9 protein-coding genes are annotated in these 14,119 nt (G+C 76.6%); 5 read left to right on the top strand and 4 right to left on the bottom strand.

What is annotated here, in order from left to right; all coding sequences use genetic code 11:
* The first annotated feature begins 38 nt into the window (after positions 1–38).
* Positions 39–1,259, top strand: a complete 1,221-nt coding sequence (locus EJA20_RS12595) for a benzoate/H(+) symporter BenE family transporter (RefSeq protein ID WP_338068825.1) — start codon at positions 39–41, stop codon at positions 1,257–1,259.
* Positions 1,260–1,307: 48 nt separating this feature from the next.
* On the opposite strand, the gene EJA20_RS12590 is transcribed toward EJA20_RS12595, so the two are convergent.
* Positions 1,308–1,757 (bottom strand): ribose-5-phosphate isomerase, encoded by a 450-nt coding sequence (locus EJA20_RS12590; RefSeq protein WP_129338497.1) that lies wholly within the window; start codon positions 1,755–1,757, stop codon positions 1,308–1,310.
* A 156-nt stretch (positions 1,758–1,913) separates the two neighbouring features.
* On the opposite strand from EJA20_RS12590, the gene EJA20_RS12585 reads away from it, so the two are divergent.
* Complete coding sequence (locus EJA20_RS12585; protein ID WP_129338496.1) at positions 1,914–3,911, top strand: M13 family metallopeptidase; 1,998 nt, start codon at positions 1,914–1,916, stop codon at positions 3,909–3,911.
* A 94-nt stretch (positions 3,912–4,005) separates the two neighbouring features.
* On the opposite strand, the gene EJA20_RS12580 is transcribed toward EJA20_RS12585, so the two are convergent.
* Positions 4,006–4,632 carry a hypothetical protein gene (locus tag EJA20_RS12580; protein WP_129338495.1) on the bottom strand — a complete coding sequence of 209 codons (627 nt, stop codon included), beginning with the start codon at positions 4,630–4,632 and terminating at the stop codon, positions 4,006–4,008.
* A gap of 28 nt (positions 4,633–4,660) precedes the next feature.
* Positions 4,661–5,296: a mycothiol-dependent nitroreductase Rv2466c family protein gene (locus EJA20_RS12575; RefSeq protein WP_276319544.1), complete on the bottom strand. Its 636-nt coding sequence runs from the start codon at positions 5,294–5,296 to the stop codon at positions 4,661–4,663.
* 338 nt (positions 5,297–5,634) lie between these two features.
* On the opposite strand from EJA20_RS12575, the gene pepN reads away from it, so the two are divergent.
* Positions 5,635–8,235: an aminopeptidase N gene (gene pepN / locus EJA20_RS12570; protein WP_129338493.1), complete on the top strand. Its 2,601-nt coding sequence runs from the start codon at positions 5,635–5,637 to the stop codon at positions 8,233–8,235.
* Between the two features lie 197 nt (positions 8,236–8,432).
* Here pepN and malQ read toward each other — a convergent pair whose 3' ends face one another.
* Positions 8,433–10,565, bottom strand: a complete 2,133-nt coding sequence (gene malQ, locus EJA20_RS12565) for a 4-alpha-glucanotransferase (protein ID WP_129338492.1) — start codon at positions 10,563–10,565, stop codon at positions 8,433–8,435.
* A gap of 221 nt (positions 10,566–10,786) precedes the next feature.
* On the opposite strand from malQ, the gene EJA20_RS12560 reads away from it, so the two are divergent.
* Positions 10,787–12,991 carry a prolyl oligopeptidase family serine peptidase gene (locus tag EJA20_RS12560; RefSeq protein ID WP_129338491.1) on the top strand — a complete coding sequence of 735 codons (2,205 nt, stop codon included), beginning with the start codon at positions 10,787–10,789 and terminating at the stop codon, positions 12,989–12,991.
* Entirely contained in the window at positions 12,988–14,091 is a 1,104-nt protein-coding gene (locus EJA20_RS12555) for a mechanosensitive ion channel family protein (protein WP_240675464.1), read from the top strand. The genes EJA20_RS12560 and EJA20_RS12555 overlap by 4 nt, the downstream gene beginning before the upstream one ends.
* Positions 14,092–14,119: the final 28 nt, after the last annotated feature.

The following is a 14,119-nucleotide window of genomic DNA, read 5'->3' as shown; positions in this document are numbered from 1 at the left end:
GGGCGCGTGCGGCCGGGCCTGGGCTAGCGTCCCGGCCCGTGCCCCGCGACCCGTCCCGCGCCGCCGCCCGCCCGCGCCCGTCCGGCCGGGCGGGCGGCGGCGGCGGTGGCGGCCTGGGCACGCGGGTCGCCGCCGGGACGGTGGCGGCCCTCGTCGGGTTCCTCAGCGCCTTCGCGGTGGTGCTCGACGGCCTGCGGTCCGTCGGCGCGACACCGGCGCAGGCCGCCTCCGGCCTGCTCGCCGTCACCGTGGCGATGGGCGCCGCCACGGTGGTGCTGGCGCTGCGGACGCGGGTGCCCGTCACGGTCGCCTGGTCGACGCCGGGCGCGGCGCTGCTGGCCGGCACCGGCGCGGCGGCCGGCGGGTGGGCGCAGGCGGTGGGCGGCTTCCTCGTGTGCGGGGTGCTCCTGGCCGCGACGGGGCTCGTCGGCCCGCTGGAGCGCGCGGTGCGGCGGATCCCCGTGCCCGTGGCGCAGGCGATGCTCGCCGGCGTGCTGCTGCCGCTGTGCCTGCGGCCGGTGACGGCGGTCGTCGACGCCCCCGCCCTCGTCGGGCCCGTGGTGCTCGTGTGGCTGCTGGCGATGCGCCTGGCGCCGCGCTGGGCGGCACCGGCGGCGATCGCCCTCGCGGTCGCGCTGGCGCTCACGAGCCCGGAGGTCCGCGCGCTCGACGCCGCGGCGCTGCGTCCCGACCTGGCGCCCACCGTGCCGGCGTTCGGCGTCGCCTCGCTCGTCTCCGTCGCCGTGCCGCTGTACGTCGTGACGATGGCCTCGCAGAACATCCCGGGCGTCGCCGTCCTCGCCGGGCTGGGCTACACGGCGCCGCTGCGGCCGTCCCTCGTCGTCACGGGGGCCGGGACGGTGCTCGCCGCGCCCTTCGGCGGGCACGCGATCAACCTCGCCGCCATCAGCGCGGCCCTCGCCGCCGGCCCCGACGCCGGCCCCGACACCTCCCGCCGCTGGCAGGCCGCGGTGACGACGGGGGTCGGCTACCTCGTCCTGGGCGTGTGCTCGGCGGCGGCCGCCGCCGTCGCGCTCGCCGCGCCCGGTGGCCTCGTCGCCGCCGCGGCAGGGCTCGCGCTCGTCGGGACGCTCGCCGCCTCCGTCGGGGGCGCCTTCGCCCACGAGCGCGACCGGGTCCCGGCGGCCGTGACCCTGCTCGTCACGGTGTCCGGGGTCAGCGTCGCGGGCGTGTCCGCCGCGTTCTGGGGCCTGCTCGCCGGCGTCGTGACGCACCTCGTGCTGCGGCGCCGCGGCTAGGACGACCGGGGGCCCCGCGGGCCGACGCCGGCGCCCGGCGGTCGCGCGTCAGCGGCGCGCCTCGTACTCCTTCATGAGGTCGATGCGGCGCTGGTGGCGCGGGTCGTGGCTGAACGGCTCCTTGAGGAACGTCTCGACGAGCTCGACGGCCTCGTCGATCGTGTGCTGGCGCGCGCCCACGGCGACGACGTTGGCGTCGTTGTGCTGGCGGGCCAGGACCGCCGTCGCGGGGTTCCACGCGAGCGCGGCCCGCACGCCCGGGACCTGGTTCGCGGCGATCTGCTCGCCGTTGCCCGACCCGCCGATGACGACCCCGAGGCTGCCGGGCTCGGCGACCACGGCCTCCCCCGCCGCGAAGCAGAAGGGCGGGTAGTCGTCGAGCGCGTCGTACCCGTGCGCGCCGTGGTCGACGACGTCGTGCCCGGCGCCCTGGAGGTGCTCGACCAGCGCGGTCTTGAGCTCGTAGCCGGCGTGGTCCGAGGCGATGTGGATGCGCATGGCGTCATCCTGCCGCACCGGGCCGGTCCCCCGGCGGCCCGACCCGGTCCGCGGCGGCGACGGGCCCTGAGCGCGGGCCGCGCCGCCACCGCGCCCGTCGGGGCCGGGTCCTACGCTGGCCCGAGCCCGACCCGCCCGACCGGAGGACGCCCATCCATGACCACCACCCCCGCCCGCAGCGGCGTCGACACGTCCGCCCTGGACCCGGGCACCCGCCCCGCCGACGACCTGTTCCGCCACGTGAACGGCCGCTGGCTCGACGCCCACGTCATCCCCGCCGACCGCGCCGCCGACGGCGCGTTCCGCCGGCTGCACGACGAGGCCGAGGTCCAGGTCCGCGACATCATCCTGGAGTCGGCGCAGGCCGCGACCGACGGCGCCGCGACCGGCGTGCAGGCCAAGATCGGCGCGCTCTACGCCTCCTTCATGGGCACGGACGCGATCGAGGCGGCCGGGCTGGCCCCCCTCGCCCCCGACCTCGACCCCATCGCCGCCGCGACGACGAAGGACGAGCTCGTCACCGTGCTGGGCGCGCTCCAGCGGACGGGAGCCGCCGCCGCGGTCTCCTTCTGGGTCGACAACGACGCCAAGGACCCCGAGCGGTACGTCGTCCACCTCACCCAGGACGGGCTCGGACTGCCCGACGAGTCCTACTACCGGGAGGACGCCTACGCCGAGGTGCTGGCGGCGTACCGGCCGCACGTCGCACGGATGCTGCGCCTGGCCGGCGTCGCCGCCGACGAGGCGTCCGCGGACGCGCTCGCCGACCGCGTCGTGGACCTCGAGACCCGGCTCGCCGCGCACCACTGGGACGTGGTGAAGGACCGCGACGCCGAGCTCACCTACAACGCCATGACGCTGGGCGACCTCGTCGTGAGCGCGCCGGGCTTCGGCTGGCGGGCGTGGGCGCAGGCGCTCGGCGCGCCCGAGGGCACGCTGGAGCGGCTCGTCGTGCGGGAGCCCTCGTTCGCCACGGGGTTCGCGGCGCTGTGGGCGTCGGCCGACCTCGAGAGCTGGCAGGCCTGGGCGGCCTACCACGCCGTCTCCGCGCGGGCGCCGTACCTGACGCAGGAGCTCGTCGAGGCGAACTTCGACTTCTACGGGCGCCGCCTCACCGGCGCGCAGGAGCTGCGCGACCGCTGGAAGCGCGGCGTGTCCGTGGTGCAGGGCGCGCTCGGGGAGGCCGTGGGCGAGGTCTACGTCGCCCGCCACTTCCCGCCGGCGCACAAGGAGCGCATGGAGGTGCTCGTCGCGAACCTCGTCGAGGCCTACCGCCGCTCCATCGAGGGCCTGGACTGGATGGGCCCCGAGACGCGGGCGAAGGCGCTGGCCAAGCTCGAGAGCTTCACGCCGAAGATCGGCTACCCCGTGCGGTGGCGCGACTACTCGGCCCTGGAGGTCGCCGCCGACGACCTGCTGGGCAACGTCCGCCGGGCGGCGGCGTTCGAGCAGGACCGCGAGCTGGGCAAGATCGGCCGGCCCATCGACCGCGACGAGTGGTTCATGACGCCGCAGACGGTCAACGCCTACTACAACCCGGGCATGAACGAGATCGTCTTCCCCGCGGCGATCCTGCAGCCGCCCTTCTTCGACGCCGACGCCGACGACGCGGTGAACTACGGCGGCATCGGCGCGGTCATCGGCCACGAGATCGGCCACGGCTTCGACGACCAGGGCTCGAAGTACGACGGCGACGGCCGCCTCGAGGACTGGTGGACCGCCGACGACCGCGCGGAGTTCGAGACGCGCACGAAGGCGCTCATCGCCCAGTACGACGCGTACTCCCCGCGCCAGCTCGACGGCTCCCACCACGTCAACGGGGCGCTGACGGTCGGCGAGAACATCGGCGACCTCGGCGGCCTGGCCATCGCGCTCGAGGCCTACGAGATCGCCCTGGGCGGCCCGCTCGAGGAGGCGCCCGTGCTCGACGGGCTCACGGGGCTGCAGCGCGCCTTCATCGGCTGGGCGCAGAGCTGGCAGGGCAAGTACCGCGACGAGGAGCTCGTGCGCCGCATCTCGACGGACCCGCACTCGCCCGACGAGTTCCGCTGCAACGGGGTCGTGACGAACATCGACGAGTTCTACACGGCGTTCGACGTCCGGCCGGGCGACGCCCTCTGGCGCGACCCCGCCGACCGCGTGCGCATCTGGTAGGCCGCACCGGGCGGGGGGCCCACCCCCGCCCGGGCCGCCCCGGGCTGCCGTCCCGTGCGGACCCCGGCGTCCGGCGTGCGGGGGTCGGATGCGCTCAGGGCAGGGGGGTGAAGGCGCCCGAGGCGAGCCGGAAGCCGACGCCGGACGCGGTGGCGGTGCAGGTGGCGCCGTCCGTCCCGCTGCCGCAGGTCCACGGGCCGACGGTGCTCGTCTCCCCGTACTCGAGCACGGGGGCGTCGGCGGCGGGCGCCGGGTCCCCCTCGACGCAGGGCAGGGACGCGCCCGCGGCGTCGAGCACCGCCACGGGTCCCACCGCCCCCGTGCAGCCCTCGACGGCGGGCGGGGTGTAGCTGAAGCCGCCGATGGTGCAGGCGACCCGCTCCTCGGTCATCTCGCACGAGATGTTGCCGCTGGGCAGCCGGAACGCGGCCGGGCCCGCCGTCGGGGTCGCCGCGGGGGACGCGGTGCCCCCCGGCGGCGGCGCGGGGGTGGTGGCCCCGCCGTCGCCGGGCGCACCGGACGAGGCGCCCGGGTCCCCGGCGCCCGCGGGCGCTCCACCGCCGCTGCCGCCCATCAGCGTCCACAGCAGCACCCCCGCGAACGCGAGCACGAGCACGACCACCACGGCGAGGAGGGCGGTCAGCCCGCGCCCCAGGCCGGCGCCCGCGTCGGGGGCACGCCCCGACGGCGTCGCCCCCGTCGCCGCCCCGCCTCCGCTCACGTCGACCCCTCCCCGTGCAGGACGTCGCTCAGAGCTGGGGGCCGGCCGTGCGGGTGCGCTTGAGCTCGTAGAAGCCGGGCACGCCCGTCATGAGCACGAGCCCGTCGAAGAGGCGGGCGGCGTCGTCCCCCGTCGGCGCGGGCGTCACGACCGGCCCGAAGTAGCCGACGCCGTCGATGGCCACGACCGGGGTGCCCACCTCGTCGCCCACGAGCGCCAGGGCCTCGGCGTGCGAGACGCGCAGGGCCTCGTCGACCTCCGTGGTCCCCGCCACGTCCGCCAGCCCCGCCGGCAGCCCGACCTCCGCGAGCGCCTCCGCGACGATCGCGTCCGTGTCCGTCCGGCCGCCGGGGTGGCGCCGGGTGCCCATCGCGTCGTAGAGCGGCTTGAGCACGCCGTCCCCGTGGTCCCGCTGGGCGGCGACGAGCACCCGGACGGGGCCCCACGAGGCGTCCATCAGGGCGCGGTACCCCTCGGGCAGGTCGCGGCCCTCGTTGAGCACGGAGAGCGACATGACGTGCCAGTGCACGTCGACGTCCCGCAGGCGCGCGACCTCGTCCATCCAGCGCGACGTCATCCACGCCCAGGGGCAGGCCGGGTCGAACCAGAAGTCGACGCGGGTCCCGGAGCCGGTGCTCGTGCGGGCGGTGTCCGTGCTGCTCACGCCTGGTCTCCCTGTCGTCCACGACGGCCCCGGGGCTCCGGGCGCCGCCCGGCCGCCCGCGTCGCGCGCGCGCCGGCCGTCGGGGGCATCGTGCCCCACGACGACGGGCCTCCGCGCGCCGGCACCCACCGGTGGCGAGCGGGACGCCCACAGCCCCGGTACCGCCGTGACCCCCGGGCGGGGGCCACCCGACGCGGTCACCGCGTGGCGGCGGTGTGCGAGCATCAGGCGTCGTCGTCGGACCGCCGCAGGACCGACGGCGCAGGTCCCGGCCCCGTCGACCGACGCGGCCGCGCGGTGCACGGCGCCCCCCGGGGGCGTCACGAGGGGAGCAGTCGGTGCCTGGAGAGAACCTCACGCGCGCGGAGGCCCGCGAGCGGGCCTCCGTCGTGCGGACGGAGTCGTACGCGGTCGAGCTCGACCTCACGACGAGCCCGAAGACGTTCGCCTCCCGCACCACCCTCCGCTTCGGCGCCACGCCGGGTGCCTCGACGTTCGTCGACCTCATCGCGCCCGCGGTGCACGAGGTCGTCCTCAACGGGCGCTCCCTGGACCCCGCGGAGGTGTTCCGCGACGCCCGCATCCGGCTCGACGACCTCGCCGAGGACAACACCCTGCTCGTCGTCGCCGAGTGCGACTACATGCACACGGGCGAGGGCCTGCACCGGTTCGTCGACCCGGTGGACGACGAGGTGTACCTGTACTCCCAGTTCGAGGTGGCCGACTCCCGCCGGGTCTTCGCCGTCTTCGAGCAGCCGGACCTCAAGGCGACCTTCGCCTTCACCGTGACGGCTCCCGCCCACTGGGTCGTCGTGTCCAACTACCCGCAGGTCGGGGCGCCCGAGCCCGTCGAGGGCGGCGTCAACGCCAACGGCGGCCGCGACGAGGGCACCGCGGTCTGGCGCTTCGAGACGACCCCGCGGCTGTCGTCCTACGTGACCGCCGTGGTCGCCGGCCCGTACCACGCCGAGCACGGCGAGCTCACGAGCTCCGACGGCCGCACGGTCCCCCTCGGCGTCTACTGCCGCCGGTCGCTGGCCGAGCACCTGGACACGGACGAGATCCTCGACGTGACGCGTGCCGGCTTCGCGTTCTACGAGGAGCGGTTCGACCACCCGTACCCCTTCGCGAAGTACGACCAGCTCTTCGTGCCGGAGTTCAACGCGGGCGCGATGGAGAACGCGGGCGCGGTGACCTTCCTGGAGTCCTACGTCTTCCGCTCGAAGGTCCCCGACGCGACGGTGGAGCGCCGGGCCACGACGATCCTCCACGAGCTCGCGCACATGTGGTTCGGCGACCTCGTGACGATGCGCTGGTGGGACGACCTGTGGCTCAACGAGTCGTTCGCGGAGTACGCGTCCACCCTCGCCGCGGCGGAGGTCACCCGCTGGACGTCGTCGTGGACGACGTTCTCCTCGCTGGAGAAGAGCTGGGCCTACCGGCAGGACCAGCTGCCGAGCACGCACCCCATCGTCGCGGACATGCGCGACCTCGAGGACGTCGAGGTGAACTTCGACGGCATCACCTACGCCAAGGGCGCCAGCGTCCTCAAGCAGCTCGTCGCGTGGGTCGGCCGGGAGCAGTTCTTCGCCGGGGTCCGGGCGTACTTCGCGAAGCACGCCTGGGGGAACACGGAGCTGCGGGACCTGCTCACGGAGCTGGAGGCCACGAGCGGCCGCGACCTGGGTGCCTGGTCGGCCCTGTGGCTCGAGAGGGCGGGCGTGACGCTGCTGCGCCCGGAGCTGACGGTCGACGACGACGGCCGCATCGCCTCCTTCGCGGTGCTGCAGGAGGTCCCCGAGGAGCACCCGGTGCAGCGCCCGCACCGCCTGGCGGTCGGTGGCTACGCCCTCGACGACGCCTCGGGCCGCCTCGAGCGCACCGTCCGGGTCGAGCTCGACGTCGACGGCGCCCGCACGGACGTGCCCGAGCTCGTCGGCACGCCGCTGCCCCCGCTGCTCCTGCTCAACGACGACGACCTGGCCTACGCCAAGGTGCGCCTCGACCCCGCGTCCACGGCGTACGCCGTGCGCTACCTCGACCGCTTCGCCGACTCCCTGCCGCGCACGCTCGTCTGGGGCGCGGCGTGGGACGCCACCCGGGACGCCGAGACCCCGCCCCGCGACTTCGTCGACCTCGTGCTGGGCAACGTCGCGGCCGAGAGCGACTCCTCCGTCGTCCTCGTCCTGCTCCGCCAGCTCGCCACGACGGTCGAGCTCTACGTGGCGCCCGAGCACCGCGAGCAGGTCCGCACGGCCGCGGGCGACCGTCTCCTCGAGCTCGCGCGGGCCTCCGCCCCCGGCTCCGACACCCAGCTGCAGCTCGTCAAGGCCGCCGCCGCCCGCGCGACGACGTCCGCCCAGCTCGACTTCGTCGCCGGGCTGCTCGACGGCTCGGCGGCGCTCGAGGGTCTCGTCGTGGACACGGACCTGCGCTGGGAGCTGCTCGTCGCGCTCGTCGCCGGCGGGCGGGCGGGGCGGCCCGAGATCGACGCCCAGCTCGCGCTGGACGCCACCGCCACGGGCCAGCGCGCCGCCGCCACCGCGCGGGCCGCCCTGCCCGACGCGGCCTCGAAGGCCGAGGCGTGGACCGCGCTCGTCGAGCGCGACGAGCTGCCCAACGCGGTCCAGGCCGCGACGATCGCCGGCTTCGGCCGCGTGCACGACCTGGCCCTGCTCGTGCCGTGGGTGGAGCCCTACTTCGCGGCGCTGGAGACCGTCTGGGCCGAGCGCACGAACGAGATGGCGCAGAACGTCGTCGTCGGGCTGTACCCGTCGGCGCTGGCCGGCTCCGACGCGGTCGACGTCCTCGGCCTCACCGACGCCTGGCTGTCCGACCACCCGGACGCCGCGCCCGCGCTGCGCCGGCTCGTCGCCGAGGCGCGGGACGGCGTCCGCCGCGCCCTCGCCGCCCAGTCCGCGGACCGCGCCCGCGGCTGAGACCCTCCCCGGGGCCGGCACCGGGTCCCGGGGCCCTGCGCCTGCGCCGGCCCTGCGCCGGCCCTGCGCCGGCCCGGCTCCGCACCGCGAAGGCCCGGCCCCTCCACGTGGAGGGGCCGGGCCGTCGTCGTCGTACGGATCCCGCCGGTGCCGCTCCGTCCACGCAGGTCGCCCACGCAGGTGGTCAGCGCAGGTGGTCAGCGCTCGTTCATCACCCGGGCCAGCGACCGCAGGCGGGAGCTGTCGACGAGGTCCTCCACGAGGACGGGCTGGGCGTTGCCGTCGCCCAGCGGCACCTTCCAGTTCGGGTACTCCTGGTCGGTGCCGGGCTGGTTCTGCGCCCGGCGCTCCCCCACCGCGTCCGCGAGGGAGACCCCGAGGAGGGCGGCGGGCGAGGCGAGGATGTAGCGGTGGAGCGCCTCGACGGTCTCCCGCTCGCTGGCGTCGGCCCCCAGCAGGCCGCGGTCGCGCAGGAGGCCGAGCATCCGCTCGCGCTCCTCGCGCGCCTGCGCCCGCACCTGCTCGACGGGCTCCGTGAGCAGCCCGAGCCGCTCGCGGATGGCGACGTGCTCGTCGGCGAGGTAGCCCGCCGTGGGGGGCAGGTCGTGCGTGGTCACCGTCGCGAGCACGAGCCGCCGCCAGCGCTCGGGAGCCAGCGGCCCGCCGTGCTGGTCGTACTCGAACCACAGGATCGAGGTGCCGAGGACGCCGCGCTCCGAGAGGTAGTCGCGCACCCACGGCTCGACGGTGCCGAGGTCCTCGCCGATGACGACGGCGCCGGCCCGGTGGGCCTCGAGCGCGAGGATCCCCACGATCGCCTCGTGGTCGTACTTCACGTAGGCGCCGAGGGCCGGCGACTGGCCGCGCGGGATCCACCAGAGCCGGAACAGGCCGATGACGTGGTCGATCCGGATCGCGCCCGCGTGCCGCAGGATCGTGCGCAGCATGTCCCGCCACGGCCGGTAGCCGGCGCGCGCGAGCTCCTGGGGGTGCCACGGCGGCTGCGACCAGTCCTGCCCCTGCTGGTTGTACATGTCGGGGGGTGCGCCGACGGAGGCCTCGGGCGCGAGCACGTCGCGCAGCGCCCAGGCGTCGGCGCCGCCCGGGTGCACGCCGACCGCGAGGTCGTGCATGATCCCCAGCGCCATGCCGCCCCGGCGTGCCGCGGCCTGCGCCGCCTCGAGCTGCTCGTCGGCGACCCACTGCAGCCACCGGAAGAAGTCGACGCGGTCGGCCAGCTCGGCCCGCGCCGCCGCGACCGCCTCCCCGTGCGGGTCGTGGAGCTCGGCCGGCCACTCCGCGCCCGCGTGCCGCTCGACGAGCGCGCACCACAGCGCGAACTGCTCGAGCCCGGCGCCCTCCTCATGGCAGTACGCGTCGAAGGCGCGCTGGCGGGCGCCGGTGCGCGGTGCGGCGTGCACGACCTCGAGCGCGGCCTTCTTCGCCGTCCATGCCACGTCCCGGTCGATGGGGCCCGTGTCGGTGTTCAGGGCGCGGGCCGGCTCCGCGGCCCACTCGACGAGCGCGCGGTCCGCGGCGGACAGGTACGCGGCCTCGCGCACCGCCTCGGGGCGCACGAAGAGCGGGTTGACGAAGCGGCGCGTGGTCGGCAGGTACGGCGACGGCGTCATGGGCGTCGTCGGCTCGGCCGCGTGCAGCGGGTTGATGAGCAGGAAGTCCGCGCCGCACTCGTGGCCGAGCAGCCACCCCATGTCCGCGAGGTCGACGAGGTCGCCCACCCCCCACGAGGCGCGGCTGCGCACGGAGTACAGCTGCGCCATGAAGCCCCAGCCGCGGGCCTCGCCGTCGAGGGCCGCGGGCAGGCGCAGCCGGTCCGGCGTCACCACGGCGGGGCTGTGGCCGCGGGCGCTGGGCCCCTCCACGACGACCTCGTGCCAGCCGAGCGGCAGGCTGCCGGGCAGCACGAAGACCGCGCGGCCCACCCGTCGGCCGTCGACCACGCGCGGGGCGACGTACTCGTCGGACTGCGAGAGCTCCACGCGCCCGCCGCCGGCCTCCGGGTCGATCTCCACCCACGCGCGCACGGGGTCGCCGTCCGTGACGTGGACCGGCACGTGGGCGTCCCGGCCGGCCCGGGTGACGACGAACGGCGGCAGGACCTGGCGCCACGGCTGGTCCTCCGCGTGCGCGAGCGCGAGGTCGACCAGCGCGGGCGACGAGGCGTCGACCCCCATGGCGCCGAGCACGCTGCGCAGGGTCGCCCCCGACGGGATGCGGTGCTCCCCGTGGAAGTCCCAGAACTCCGTGGTGATGCCGTGGGCCCCGGCCAGCCGCAGCAGGGCGTCGGAAGGTCGGTCGTCGTCGCTCACGCCCCGATCCTGCCGACCCGTCAGGCCCTGTGCACGCGGGCGGACGGTGGTGTCGGACACCCGGACGGGTGACGGCCGGGCCGGGCCCGGGGCACGGACCGGCCGACGAGGGGTCCTCCCGCCGCCGTCGGGGGGACCGCAGGACCGGCCCGGGACCTCCGCGCACCCGGGCCCTGCGCGCGACGCGGGCGCCCGCGTCGGCCCACGTAGGCTCGCGGGCCATGGACGCGAGCACCCCGACGACCGCCGCCGGCGCCCCCGCCACGGCGCTGCCGCCGTACCCCGACGCCGAGCGCCTCGACCTCGTCGAGACCCTGCACGGCCACCGCGTGGCCGACCCCTACCGCTGGCTGGAGGACCCGGAGGCGCCCGCCACCCGGGCGTGGTCGCAGGCCCAGGACGAGCTCTACGCCGCCTACCGCACGCGCTGGGACGGTGCGGAGGGCCCGCTGGGCACGTCGGCCCTCACCGCCCGGCTCGGTGCGCTCCTCGGCGCCGGCTTCGTCGGCGTGCCCGTGTGGCGGGGCGAGCGGCTCTTCTTCTCGCGTCGCGTCGGGGACCAGGAGCACGCGGTCGTCCTCGTCCGGGAGGCCGACGGCACGGAGCGGGTCCTCGTCGACCCCCTGCGGCTGGACCCCGCGGGCACGACGACGCTGGACGCGTGGCGGCCCTCGCTCGAGGGCGACCGCCTCGCCTACCAGGTCTCCACCGGCGGCACCGAGGAGAGCGTCCTGCGCGTCCTCGACGTCGCGACGGGCGCGGACGTCGACGGACCCGTCGAGCGCGCCCGCTACTCCCCGGTCGCCTGGCTGCCCGGCGGCGACGCCTTCCTCTACGTGCGTCGCCTGGCGCCCGAGGGGCTCCCGGAGGACGAGCGCCAGTACCACCGCCGCGTCTGGCTGCACCGGCTGGGCGCGGACCCGGCCACGGACGTCGAGGTCTTCGGCGCGGGCCTGGCGATGACGAACTACTACGGGGTCACGGTCTCGCGCGACGGACGCTGGCTCGTCGTGTCGGCGTCCGCCGGCACCGCCCCGCGCACGGACGTCTGGCTCGCGCGCATCGACGCGACGCCGGGCGACGAGGGCTCGGCCGCCGCGCCGGCGTTCACGCCCGTCCTCGTCGGCCACGACGCGCAGGCCGGCGTCTGGGTCGGGCGGGACGGCCGCCTCTACGTCCACACGGACCTCGACGCCCCCCGCGGGCGGCTGTGCGTGGCCGACCCGGCCGTCCCGGGCGTCGAGCACTGGACGACCCTGCTGCCCGAGGACCCCGGCTCCGTCCTGGAGGACGTGGCCCTCGTCGACGACGGGGACCCCACCGCGCCCGTCCGGCTGCTCGCGGCCCGGCGCCGCCACGCCCTCAGCGAGGTGACGGTGCACGACCCGGCCACGGGCGCGCCGCTGCCCGGCGCGGACGGCACCGTCGCGCTGCCCGGCCTCGGGTCGATCTCGGGCCTGGCCACGCGGCCCGAGGGCGGCCGCGACGTCTGGTTCTCCTACACGGACCACACGACGGTCAGCACCGTGCACCACCTCGACGGCCTGACGGGCGCGACGACGGTGTGGGCCACGCCCCCCGGTGCGCTGGCCGACCTGCCCGACGTCCGCGTCCAGCAGGTCACCGCGACGAGCGCCGACGGCACCGCCGTGCGGGCCTTCGTCGTCGCCCGGGCCGACGCCCTCGACGCCGAGGGCCGGCCCCTCGCCCCGGCGCCGACCGTGCTCTACGGCTACGGCGGCTTCCAGGTCTCCCTCGACCCCGCGTACTCCGCCTCGACCCTGGCGTGGGTCGAGGCCGGCGGCGTGTGGGTCGTCGCCAACCTGCGCGGCGGCGGCGAGGAGGGCGAGGGCTGGCACCGCGACGGGATGCGCGCGCACAAGCAGCACGTCTTCGACGACTTCCACGCCGTCGCGCAGCTCCTCCTCGACAGGGGCTGGACGACGGGCGACCGGCTCGCGTGCTGGGGCGGCTCGAACGGCGGGCTGCTCGTCGGCGCCGCCCTCACGCAGCGGCCGGACCTGTTCGCCGCGGTCGTGTGCTCGGCGCCGCTGCTCGACATGGTGCGCTACCAGCGCTTCGGCCTCGGCGTGACGTGGACGGAGGAGTACGGCGACGCCGACGACGCCACCGAGCTCGGCTGGCTGCTGGGCTACTCGCCCTACCACCGGGTGGTGGACGGCGCCGCCTACCCCGCGACGCTCTTCACCGTCTTCGAGGGCGACACCCGCGTCGACCCGCTGCACGCGCGCAAGCTCGCCGCCGCGCTCCAGGCGGCGACCTCCGCGCCGCGCGACGAGCGGCCCGTCCTCGTGCGGCGCGAGGTCGGGGTCGGGCACGGCGCCCGCGCCCTGTCCCGCACGATCGGGCTGACCGTGGAGCAGCTGCAGTTCGTCGCCGACCGGACGGGGCTGGTGCAGCCGTGACGCCCTTCCCGACCGCCCCCGCCCCGGCCGCCCGGGCCGCCGTCGACCCCTCGCCCTCCCCGAGCTCCGTGACGCAGGAGCTCGGCGACGCCTGGGACCGCCTGCCGTCGACCCAGTCCGACTGGCTGGCGCTCCTGCTCGGCGCCCCGCTCCAGATCGTGCTCACCCTGGTCCTCGGGTTCCTCGTGCTGGCCGCGCTGCGGTTCGGCATCCGGCGGACCACGGAGCACATCGCCGACGGCACGCCCGTGTGGCGCCGCGGCGTCCTCGGCCAGCTCGGCGAGTCCGAGCGGGCCGCGCAGCTCCTGCGCCGCGACCCCGTGGCGGCCGCCCGCCGGGCGCAGCGGGCCCGGACGGTGGGCTCCGTGCTGCGCTCCACGGCCTCGCTCGTCGTCGGGACGATCGTGGTGGTGCTCGTGCTCGACGCGCTCGGCGTCAACATCGCGCCGTTCATCGCCTCCGCCGGCATCGTCGGCGTCGCGCTCGGCTTCGGCGCGCAGAGCCTCGTGAAGGACTTCCTCACGGGCCTGTTCATGCTCGTGGAGGACCAGTACGGGGTCGGGGACGTCATCGACCTCGGCCCCGCCACGGGCACCGTGGAGGCGGTCGGCCTGCGCGTGACGCGGGTGCGCGGCGACGACGGGACGCTCTGGTACGTCCCCAACGGCACGATCCTGCGCGTCGGCAACAAGACCCAGGGCTGGTCCACCGCCACCGTCGAGGTCGACGTCGACTACTTCGTGGACGTCGACGAGGTGCAGGCGCTCCTGCACGAGGCGGCCCGCCGGGTGGCGCGCGACCCGGAGACCGTCGACCTCGTCGAGGGCGAGCCCACGGTGACGGGTGTGGAGCGCCTGGCGGCGGACGCCGTGACGATCCGGCTGCGGGTGCGCACGCGCCCCGGGGAGCAGTGGGCGGTCGCCCGCCGGCTGCGCACGGAGGTCCGGCGGCTGCTCGAGGAGGCCGACGTCCCCCTCGCGGGCCAGCGCGACGCGCTCGTGGCGCACCGCGAGCGCCTCGCCGCCGTGGCCGCCGCAGGGGGCACCGCCACCCCCGCCCCCGCCCACGTCCCCGCCGACGGGACGCCCCGCCCCGCCTGACCCGGCGCACCCCGCTCCGACGCACCCC

The sequence above is a fragment of the Cellulomonas endophytica genome (assembly GCF_004123805.1).
Classification (GTDB): domain Bacteria; phylum Actinomycetota; class Actinomycetes; order Actinomycetales; family Cellulomonadaceae; genus Cellulomonas; species Cellulomonas endophytica.
Note: the sequence above shows the minus strand (reverse complement) of the source record. Positions and strands in the feature narration are given on the sequence as shown.

What these genes read in the sequence shown, in the direction of transcription:
- EJA20_RS12590 (WP_129338497.1), bottom strand. Translation starts at nt 1,757, where the DNA reads ATGCGCATCCACATCGCCTCGGACCACGCCGGCTACGAGCTCAAGACC.
- EJA20_RS12585 (WP_129338496.1), top strand. Translation starts at nt 1,914, where the DNA reads ATGACCACCACCCCCGCCCGCAGCGGCGTCGACACGTCCGCCCTGGAC.
- EJA20_RS12560 (WP_129338491.1), top strand. Translation starts at nt 10,787, where the DNA reads ATGGACGCGAGCACCCCGACGACCGCCGCCGGCGCCCCCGCCACGGCG.